Origin of the sequence: Marivita sp. (assembly GCF_020055635.1) — a bacterium.
In the GTDB taxonomy this organism is placed as follows: domain Bacteria; phylum Pseudomonadota; class Alphaproteobacteria; order Rhodobacterales; family Rhodobacteraceae; genus Marivita.
The window spans coordinates 1-9,032 of the sequence record NZ_JAIPUT010000096.1 but is presented as its reverse complement, the minus strand read 5'-3'; the positions used below and the strand labels follow the sequence as shown (position 1 = coordinate 9,032).

The following is a 9,032-nucleotide window of genomic DNA, read 5'->3' as shown; positions in this document are numbered from 1 at the left end:
CGTGCACCGTGTCCTGGGCGTCCAAGTCCAGGTGCGGCAGGACTTGCTTCCTCAGATGTTCGGCCATGCCGTGCCGCAGGGCGACGACAGCGTGGACGAGTGCGACCTGCTGGTCGAAGAGCGTGGTGGACGATGTGGAGATCATGCGCGCACCGCCTTTCCACCAAGGAATGCAGGATGTGCCTTGCGCCGTCTGGCTGCGCCCCTCCGGGTGCGGCCGCGTCGGTCGGCGGCGATGTCGCGCTCCGCGTGAATGCGGCCGCGCACGGCGTTCATCGCGTCGAACGGGTTGCCGTCGAGGCGCCCAAGCACGGGCGCGCCAGTGGCTCGGCAGATCACGAACCCGCTGTGATCGAACGGCACGAGCAGCCGTCGTGCGCCGACAAAGCGGGTCGGCTCGTTCAGGCCCGCCGACAGGTAGTCGACCTTGCGGCGGACATGCACTTCATAGCCGATGTTCGATCGGCGGCGCGAAGTGGTGCCGTAAGCCAGCAGCGCGTAGCGCTCGCCGCCGTGCGTTTCGATGTCGAGGACGAGACATGGGAGCGCCTTGGGCCGCCCGGTGTGGCCGTCTTCGGCGAGGGGAAAGCGGAAGGAGACGATGTCGCCATAAGACAGGTGGTCCTGCCATACGGCGGTCATCGTGAGAGTGCTGGTGATGCTGTCGAGCATTTTCGGTGTCCTTGTCTGGTGGATGTCCGACGCGCTCGATCCCTTCCTATCCTATCGGCCGGGACCTTCTGTCGTGCGCGTCAAAAGGCGCGCGCACGACAGAAGGGGCTGGCCTGCTCCCTGTCTGACCGTCCTGCCTGCGTAATTGGGGGGAGAGCGTCGAGAGGGGCCGCCCTCTCGACCCCGTCGGGAGACGAGCAAGGATGGGTTCGGGAAGAGGTGCGGAACGGTCTTTCCGAGAACGGGGGGAGGTTCGGAGGCGCGCGCGGAGCGGCATCCTCCGGGAGCAGGGGGTCTTGGGGGAGTGCGGAACGATGACCCGAGCCTGTCGGGAGACGCCAGGGGGTGCAGGGGGAGTGGCGAACGACGACCCTGCCCTGGGTGTTCAGAGGGGCGGCGCGCTCTCTGGTCCGGCTGCAGGCCGCCAGAGGGTCTGGGAGAGTTGCGCGTCTCCTTGGCGCCGCGCAGCGGCGCCGGAGTCCGGGGGCGTCAGCCCCCGGCGAACGGGTAGCTCGAGCACAAAGGTCCGAAGGGCCGACTGCGCGGGCTACTTAGTGAGTAGAGACCACAGTGCAGCTATCGCTGCCGCAGGATCTCGGCAGCCCCACCGTGGACAAGGGAACGGTCGCTTCGTTGATCTGGGAAGGAGTCTCGACTCGGATCGCAGCGCCGGAGCCCGCGAAAATTTCAGCGCCGAGTCCGGTTGGTCCGGTAAGGTCCGAGACTGCTGATGAAAAGGTCTTCGAATTCGACGGCGATCATCGAGGACGGAGACAGGCGGGAGCGCAGGACGTCAAGATTATGCGTCACATTCGGAAAGAAGGGACGCGCAACCAGTCCGGTCCAGGCAAACTCTGCCGCATCGAGCTGGCTTACGATAGAGACGCCAACGCCCTCGGCGACAAGGCGGCATGCGGTGCCAAACTGGCGGGTTTCGACCACGCCGACGGGTTGTACGCCGCATTGCTCGAAAGCGGCCATGACTTCGACGTAGAATGGGTCGTCGCTGCGTGTATGGATCAATCGATCTGCGCGCAAATCGGTAGGCACGACCTCAGCCTTGTCTGCCGCGGGATGTCCCTGCGGAAGGATGCACACAGTGCGAATGGGCACCCGCGTTGCATCGACCGCCGGATGGCCTGGGAAATCCGCCGTCAGGCCGATGTCGCATTCCCCCGATACCAGCCAGTCGAGGATGTTTTCGGGACGATCCGGTTCGAGCGTGACCTCGATATTAGGCCGTTGTTTGAGAAACTGGCTAAGCAATCTGGGCAGGTGCACCGTGGCGAAGCCAGGCAGGCATGCGATGCGCAGCCGACCGGCCCGGCGTTCCGAGATGTCGCGCGCCATCTGCTCGAATCCGGCGGCGGACTGCAGGACGCGTCCCGCCTCCGTCAGCAGCAGCTTGGCCTCAGGCGTGGGGATGATCTTGGTGCCGTCACGCTCAAACAGCTTGACGCCGACGGTGTCGGACAGGGCCGCGAGCAGACGGCTGAGCGCCGGTTGGGACTTGCCCAACAGTCCCGCGGCGCGTGTAAAACTGCCCGCCTGAGCGACGGCCTGAAAAGCCTCAAGCTGCGTAAGGCTGATCGGTCTGCTGGCAAGGACTCGTTTTTCATCATTCACTCAATCTCTATAACATAACGTTATGCGAATTGTTGAAATAACTTCATTTGATTAATGGACGTCAAAGATGTTTTGTCTTTGCATCGCACCGCATCACGCGGCGACGAACTGTCATAGAATATCCGAAATTCGGGAGACAAGAGACATGACCCTCTACCGCACCACTACCGCCACCGCCGTGGCGGCCCTGATGGCCGCCGCACCGGCCTTCGCGCAAACCGAAATCCAGCTCTGGCACGCCATGGGCGGCGCTTTGGGAGAAAAGGTCGAGGAAATCGCCTCCGGTTTCAACGAGATGCAGGACGACTACACCGTGGTCCCGACCTATAAGGGCGACTACACCGAGAACATGACCGCCGCCATCGCCGCCTTCCGTGCAGGCGAGCAGCCGCATATCGTTCAGGTCTTCGAGGTTGGCACCGCGACCATGATGGCCGCCGAAGGCGCCGTAAGGCCCGTTCAGGCGGTCATGGACAACGCCGACATCGAGTGGGACTCCGAAGTCTATGTGCCCGCGGTGAAATCCTACTACACCACGCCGGACGGCGACATGCTGTCGCTGCCTTTCAACTCTTCCACCCCGGTCATGTGGTACAACCGCGACCTTTTGGACGAGGCCGGAGTGACCGAGGTCCCGCAGACGTGGGACGAGATGTTCGCTGCCGCCGAAGCGTTGCAGGCAAACGGCCACGACTGTGCCTTCTCTTTCGGCTGGCAGTCCTGGGTGATGATCGAGAACTACCTCGCGTGGCACGATCAGCCCATCGGCACGATGGAAAACGGCTTTGCTGGTTTGGAAACCGAACTGGTCTTTGACGAGTCGGACGACCTTACGGAACTGCTTCAGCGCATTGCTGACAGTCAGGAAAACGGAACCTTCCAGTATGGCGGTCGCCGTGGCGACTCGCTGCCGCTGTTCACCTCGGGCGAGTGCGCGATGTGGATGAACTCTTCGGCTTACTATGCCGGGATTTCCGAACAGGCCGAGTTCGAGTTTGGTCAGGCAATGCTGCCGATCAACACCGAAGCGGCAGAAGAGCCTCAGAACTCCATCATCGGTGGCGCGACCCTTTGGGTGCTCGAAGGTCATGTAGACGAGGAATACCAAGGTGTTGCCGAGTTCTTCAACTATCTGTCCTCGCCCGAGGTCCAAGCCGACTGGCACCAGGCTTCCGGCTATGTGCCGATCACCACGGCAGCATATGAGCTGAGCCAAGAGCAGGGTTTTTACGAATCCAACCCCGGCACCGACACCGCGATCAAGCAGCTGTCGCTGAACGAGCCGACCCCAAACTCCAAGGGTCTGCGCTTTGGCAACTACGTTCAGGTGCGTGACATCATCAACGAAGAGCTTGAGGACCTGTGGGCCGGCAACCAGACCGCCGCCGAAGCACTGGCCGAGGCAGCTGCACGCGGCAACATGCTGCTGCGCGACTTCGAAGATGCGAACGACTGATCTATTATCCTGAAAAATCCGGGGCGGCCTCACTGCAGGCCGCTCCTTTGTCTCATACGTCCGGAGCCCTGCCTTGCGCCCCAAAAGAGTTACATTCCGGCACCGCTGGCTGCCCTACGCGCTAATTGCGCCGCAAATCGTGATCACAATTGTCTTCTTTCTGTGGCCCGCAAGCCAAGCGATCTATCAATCCGTGCTGCGCCAGGATGCCTTTGGCCTGCGGACGGAATTCGTCGGAATGGCCAATTTCGAGCGGTTGTTCAGCGATCCGCTCTACCTCGAGAGTTTCTGGACCACGATCGCCTTCAGCGCCCTGGTGGCCAGCCTGTCGATGGGGATCGCACTGATCCTTGCCGTCATGGCCGACCGGGTCATCCGCACCGCGACGGCCTACCGGACCCTTCTGATCTGGCCCTATGCCGTGGCCCCCGCGGTGGCGGGCGTTCTGTGGTGGTTCCTGTTTAACCCGACCATCGGCATCGCCGCCTACGCGATGGACGCCCTTGGTTACGACTGGAATCATTACGTCAAAGGATCGGACGCGATGGCGCTGATCGTGATCGCATCGGCCTGGCGGCAGGTAAGCTATAACTTTCTGTTCTTCCTTGCCGGGCTGCAAGCCATCCCGCGCTCGCTGACCGAGGCAGCGGCCATCGACAGCGCCGGTCCCCTGCGGCGGTTCTGGACGATCCAGTTGCCGCTTCTGTCGCCAACCGTGTTCTTCCTGATCGTCGTCAATGTGGTCTACGCCTTCTTCGAGACCTTCGGCGTGGTGCATGCCACGACCAGCGGCGGGCCCGGACAGGCGACGAACATCCTTGTCTACAAGGTCTGGCGCGACGCCTTCGAGGGGCTGAACCTCGGCTCCTCGGCGGCGCAATCGGTGATCCTGATGGTCATCGTGATCGCTCTGACCGCGATCCAATTTCGATACATCGAACGCCGGGTGGAATATTGATATGGTCGAAAATCGCCCCCTTCTGACTTTCGTCCAGCACGCGGTGCTGATACTTGGCGCGGCGCTGTTCGTGTTTCCGATCTACCTCGCCTTCGTCGCCTCGACCCACGATCAGGTGACGGTGGCGCGCGGTATCCCGCTTCTGCCGGGCGGAGAATTCTGGAACAACTACAGCCAGGTGCTGGGCGAGGGCATCTCGACCGCAGGCGCGCCGCCGCTGTCGCTGATGCTGTTCAACTCGATGGTAATGGCGCTGTCGATCACGCTGGGCAAGATCGCGATCTCGCTGCTGTCGGCCTTCGCCATCGTCTATTTCCGGTTTCCGTTCCGCATCCTGGCCTTCTGGACGATCTTCATCACGCTGATGCTGCCGGTCGAGGTGCGCATCCTGCCCACCTTCGAGGTCGTGGCCTCGCTCGGCATGCTCAATTCCTACGCGGGCCTGTCGATCCCGCTGATCGCCTCCGCCACGGCGACCTTCCTCTTCCGGCAGTTCTTCATGACGGTCCCGGACGAACTGACCGAGGCCGCGCGGATCGACGGGGCAGGACCGATGAGGTTCTTCAAGGATATCTTGCTTCCCCTGTCGCGCACCAATTTGGCGGCACTGTTCGTGATCCTGTTCATCTATGGCTGGAATCAATACCTCTGGCCGCTGCTCGTGACCACGGATGAGAGCTACTACACCATCGTCATGGGCATTCAGCGCATGGCCAATGCGGGCGAGGAGACACCGCAATGGCACCTGATCATGTCCACCGCGATCCTGGCGCTGCTGCCGCCCGTGGCCGTTATCATCGGAATGCAGAGCCTTTTCGTGCGCGGCCTTGTCGAAGTTGAGAAGTGAGAAAAATGAGTAATATTTCAATCCAATCCGTCCGCAAGGTCTATCCTGGTGGGGTCGAGGCGATCCCGGGCCTGAGCCTTGAAATCGAGGCCGGAGAACTGTGCGTTCTTGTCGGCCCCTCAGGCTGCGGCAAGTCCACGTTGCTGCGCATGGTCGCGGGCCTGGAGGAGCTGACCGAGGGCGAGATTCATATCGCGGGCCGCAAGGTCAACAACCTTGAACCGGCAGAGCGCGACATCTCGATGGTGTTTCAGAACTACGCGCTTTATCCGCATATGTCGGTGCGCCAAAACATGTCCTACGGGCTGAAAAACCGAGGTCAAAAGAAGGACGAGATCACACGCCGCGTCGCGGAAGCTGCCAGAATACTCGGCCTGACCGATTATCTGGATCGCAAGCCCCGCCAGCTTTCTGGGGGGCAGCGTCAGCGCGTCGCCATGGGCCGTGCCATCGTGCGCGAGCCTGCCGCGTTTCTGTTTGACGAGCCGTTGTCAAACCTCGACGCCAAGCTTCGGGTCAAGACACGGGTTGAAATCCGTGACCTGCAGCAACGTCTTGCGACGACCGCGATCTATGTCACGCATGACCAGCAAGAGGCGATGACGCTCGCTGATCGGCTGGTCGTGATGAACGCAGGCCATATTGAACAGGTTGGCACGCCAATGGAAATCTATGCCCGCCCGGCATCCCTTTTCGTTGCGGAGTTCATAGGCTCGCCCCCGATGAATGTGATCCCCGCTGCAGCGGCGCCCGATCTGGCCGGAATCGCAAATGCCGACGCCGACTTGCGGATCGGCGTGCGACCAGAGGCGCTTCGCCTCGTGGAAAACGGCCCTTTGAAACTGACCGTCAGGGTGATTGAGCGGTTGGGGTCAACGTCGAACATCCACGGAGTCCTTCCCGATGGCAAAACCGAGCTTATCGCGAGTATACCCGGTGACAGCGTGCCCGCGCCCGGCGAGACTGTGGCTTTCGAAGTCGACACGATGGACCTGCATTTCTTTGACAAGCAGGGCAAAAGAGTAGCGACGTGAGCGAGGTTCAGATTATTGGTCATCGCGGCGCTCGGAGCCTATTACCCGAAAACACCATTCCGGGCTTCCAAAAGGCGTTGGATCTGGGCGCTGACATGATCGAAATCGACGTTCAGGTGACGTCGGACGGCGTGGCGGTCGTAGTGCACGACACGGTTTTGACGGGCGCGCTGTGTCGGCGCGACGGCCTTTGGCTGCCCGATCCAGGGATACCAGTAAGCTCGGCCACCTGGGCCGAGCTGGCCAAGCTTGACGTCGGGATGGCCCGCCCAGAAGGGCCAGTCGCCAAAAGCTTTCCCGATCAGCAGCCTCTTCCCTCTGCACAAATTCCGCGCCTTTCAGAGGTTTTGGCATTTCTGGCCTTACAGGCGACACCGGTCCTGCTTGAGATCAAGCGCGATGTCACCGATCTAAACGCCCTTCCTGTATCGCGATGCGTCGAAGCGATCTTGGCGCAGATCGATACGACATCGAAAGAAGCCGCCGACCTGATTGTCCAGTCCTTCGACTGGGAGGTCCTCGCCGAGGTGCAGCGTCGGTGGCCCTCGGCCCGGATCGCAGCCCTGTCGAGCGAACGCGGTACGCCCCGCACGGTATATGAGGGCAGCCCCTGGCTTGGCCGTTGGGCTGACGCGGTCTGTCGCGACGGTGTGGCGCCTATCCTCACGGAAAATGGCTGGTCTACCTGGTCGGCCGCGCATCAGGATCTCGACTATGACATCATCAATCGCGCTCATCATGCAGGTCTGCAGGTCTTCGCCTGGACCGTGAGCGATGCTGCGCGCGCTCGCAGCCTGGTCACCCAAGGTGTGGACGGGCTGATCACGGATGACCCCGAACGCATCAGCCTGCGGTGCCTGACAGACAGCCCCTAGTGCTCTGAGTCCGCCGCATCTTACCGGTCCCCTCGGATTTGATCGAGCTTGTCCAAGGCGCGGCATTGACGGGTGCGAATATCCTCAGTGGTTTTTTGATCCATTTGAAGGGCTTGGGCCTCTCGTTGTGGTGCGCCAGATAATCGTAGATCGCGGCCTCAAGATCATCGACGCTGGAATAGCTGGCGCGTCGGATTCGCCTTGACGTGATCTCGGCGAAGAACCGTTCGACCAAGAATGAAGCAGCCGTCACTGAACGCGAGCAGGTCGCGAGCGACAAGCAGCGTGAGGCCGACGAGGTCTTGACGGTCGCGCGGGCCGTCGCGGATGGCGATATCGGCTGTGCGGAGAGCGATCAGGCGCAGGACGACGCCCAGGGTGGTGAACCGGTTCCGGACAAGCCAACTCTCGCGCGGCGGCTGTTCGGCAGGGCCGTGGCCCGGCTGAGGCAGGAGGAGCGAGCGGTGGCCCGCGCCGAACTGACGGACGCTTTCGACGAGGTCCGGCAGGCCGACGATGCAATCGTACGGATTGCGAACCTGCTCCCGATGAACCTGCGCGAGCAGGTCGCCTCGGCCCGCACGTCCCTGACCCGAAGTATCATGGCGCTCACCTCGCATCTGAGGGGCAAGCAGGCGGCCGAGCACGACGAGCCCCCGCGCGAGTGATTTTTCTTCCTCGAATTCTTTCCGATCGATTTCGGTCGGACCCAGATCCCTATTGGGACCGGATGGCCCACCACCTTGAACCTCACAGGAATAATGCAATGACCGAAGATACCAACCCGCAGAACAACCAACCTCCGCGCACGACGGACCAAACACAGCCCGAGAAGCCAAAGCGGCGCAAGAAGGCGCCGCCCATCGATTTCAATGCGCTCGATGACGGCGACCACAAGCGCCTACAAAGCATCGCGACCGCTGGCGCCCGGGTTGCCGGCCGCCAACAGAAGCGCCGCGAAGGCCAGATGAAGGCGATGAAGGACACCCTTGAGGAGATCTTCGCCGACCCCGACGAGGCCGACCCGCGCTTCGTCGCGGTGTTCTTCAAGGGGATGCTTGCCAACGCCACCTCGGCGAATGCAAAGAAGATCGCTTCGCACCCTCTCTGCCCGTCCGACTTGGCCCGCGACTACCGGCACGACGCCTAATCCAACCGCCATCCCGGTTCTCGCAGGGGCGCAGCACATGCTGCGCCCTTTTGCGTTTCACGGCTGCGTAAGCCGTTCGATCAGCTCTACACCTCAGTGCCGATTGTGCTGTGGCCCTGCTACTCCCACGAAGTGGGCTTGTCAGGCAGCGCCCGACCGAAGATGTTCTCGCAGTGCCAGCGCAGGTTCTCCGGATGAGGCTACGTCGAAAGCGCACCAAACCAGCTCGGTCTTGCACTCTCCTTGCAAGCCTCGAAAAATTCGCGTGGCCTGAATCGCCACTCGCTCGACTTCCGAGGCCACTGTAGACTATCATCAACCAACTGCTGGGCTATGTCCCAGACCCCGGCAATATTTGGAAAGAGAAGAAGATCAGGGATTGCTTTTCAGCGATATTTGAAAGTAAGTCATCCG

The 9,032-nt window shown here is 61.6% G+C and carries 9 protein-coding genes and 1 pseudogene; 7 read left to right on the top strand and 3 right to left on the bottom strand.

Annotation, left to right across the window (positions count from 1 at the left end; all coding sequences use genetic code 11):
* Nucleotides 1-141 precede the first annotated feature (141 nt).
* Both LCF60_RS22270 and LCF60_RS22265 read right to left on the bottom strand, forming a co-directional pair.
* Nucleotides 142-672: a hypothetical protein gene (locus LCF60_RS22270; protein ID WP_292294738.1), complete on the bottom strand. Its 531-nt coding sequence runs from the start codon at nucleotides 670-672 to the stop codon at nucleotides 142-144.
* Between the two features lie 687 nt (nucleotides 673-1,359).
* Nucleotides 1,360-2,298 (bottom strand): LysR family transcriptional regulator, encoded by a 939-nt coding sequence (locus LCF60_RS22265; protein WP_292294737.1) that lies wholly within the window; start codon nucleotides 2,296-2,298, stop codon nucleotides 1,360-1,362.
* Nucleotides 2,299-2,443: 145 nt separating this feature from the next.
* On the opposite strand from LCF60_RS22265, the gene ugpB reads away from it, so the two are divergent.
* From ugpB to LCF60_RS22240, 5 genes are all read left to right on the top strand, one after another.
* Nucleotides 2,444-3,754 carry a sn-glycerol-3-phosphate ABC transporter substrate-binding protein UgpB gene (gene ugpB / locus LCF60_RS22260; protein WP_292294736.1) on the top strand — a complete coding sequence of 437 codons (1,311 nt, stop codon included), beginning with the start codon at nucleotides 2,444-2,446 and terminating at the stop codon, nucleotides 3,752-3,754.
* 73 nt (nucleotides 3,755-3,827) lie between these two features.
* A complete protein-coding gene (gene ugpA, locus LCF60_RS22255) occupies nucleotides 3,828-4,712 on the top strand; it encodes a sn-glycerol-3-phosphate ABC transporter permease UgpA (RefSeq protein WP_292294735.1) in 885 nt (294 codons plus the stop codon).
* A gap of 1 nt (nucleotide 4,713) precedes the next feature.
* Entirely contained in the window at nucleotides 4,714-5,559 is an 846-nt protein-coding gene (gene ugpE, locus LCF60_RS22250; protein WP_292294734.1) for a sn-glycerol-3-phosphate ABC transporter permease UgpE, read from the top strand.
* A gap of 5 nt (nucleotides 5,560-5,564) precedes the next feature.
* On the top strand, nucleotides 5,565-6,593 hold the full coding sequence (ugpC, locus tag LCF60_RS22245) for a sn-glycerol-3-phosphate ABC transporter ATP-binding protein UgpC (protein ID WP_292294733.1): 1,029 nt from the start codon (nucleotides 5,565-5,567) through the stop codon (nucleotides 6,591-6,593).
* Nucleotides 6,590-7,468, top strand: coding sequence for a glycerophosphodiester phosphodiesterase family protein (locus LCF60_RS22240; protein ID WP_292294732.1), 879 nt, complete (start codon nucleotides 6,590-6,592; stop codon nucleotides 7,466-7,468). The genes ugpC and LCF60_RS22240 overlap by 4 nt, the downstream gene beginning before the upstream one ends.
* 100 nt (nucleotides 7,469-7,568) lie before the next feature.
* Here LCF60_RS22240 and LCF60_RS22235 read toward each other — a convergent pair.
* Nucleotides 7,569-7,724 (bottom strand): annotated as a pseudogene (locus LCF60_RS22235) (IS630 family transposase); the annotation flags it as partial.
* Between LCF60_RS22235 and LCF60_RS22230 the strand changes: the two are divergent.
* Together LCF60_RS22230 and LCF60_RS22225 are read left to right on the top strand one after the other, a co-directional pair.
* Nucleotides 7,675-8,136, top strand: coding sequence for a hypothetical protein (locus LCF60_RS22230; RefSeq protein WP_292294739.1), 462 nt, complete (start codon nucleotides 7,675-7,677; stop codon nucleotides 8,134-8,136). The pseudogene LCF60_RS22235 and the gene LCF60_RS22230 sit on opposite strands and share 50 nt — an antisense overlap.
* Nucleotides 8,137-8,234: 98 nt before the next feature.
* Nucleotides 8,235-8,618: a hypothetical protein gene (locus LCF60_RS22225; protein ID WP_292294731.1), complete on the top strand. Its 384-nt coding sequence runs from the start codon at nucleotides 8,235-8,237 to the stop codon at nucleotides 8,616-8,618.
* The last annotated feature ends 414 nt before the right edge of the window (nucleotides 8,619-9,032 follow it).

Bases quoted from the DNA above. Each gene is read 5' to 3' on its own strand.
- ugpB (WP_292294736.1), top strand. From the start codon at position 2,444: ATGACCCTCTACCGCACCACTACCGCCACCGCCGTGGCGGCCCTGATG.
- LCF60_RS22225 (WP_292294731.1), top strand. From the start codon at position 8,235: ATGACCGAAGATACCAACCCGCAGAACAACCAACCTCCGCGCACGACG.
- ugpC (WP_292294733.1), top strand. From the start codon at position 5,565: ATGAGTAATATTTCAATCCAATCCGTCCGCAAGGTCTATCCTGGTGGG.
- ugpE (WP_292294734.1), top strand. From the start codon at position 4,714: ATGGTCGAAAATCGCCCCCTTCTGACTTTCGTCCAGCACGCGGTGCTG.
- LCF60_RS22270 (WP_292294738.1), bottom strand. From the start codon at position 672: ATGCTCGACAGCATCACCAGCACTCTCACGATGACCGCCGTATGGCAG.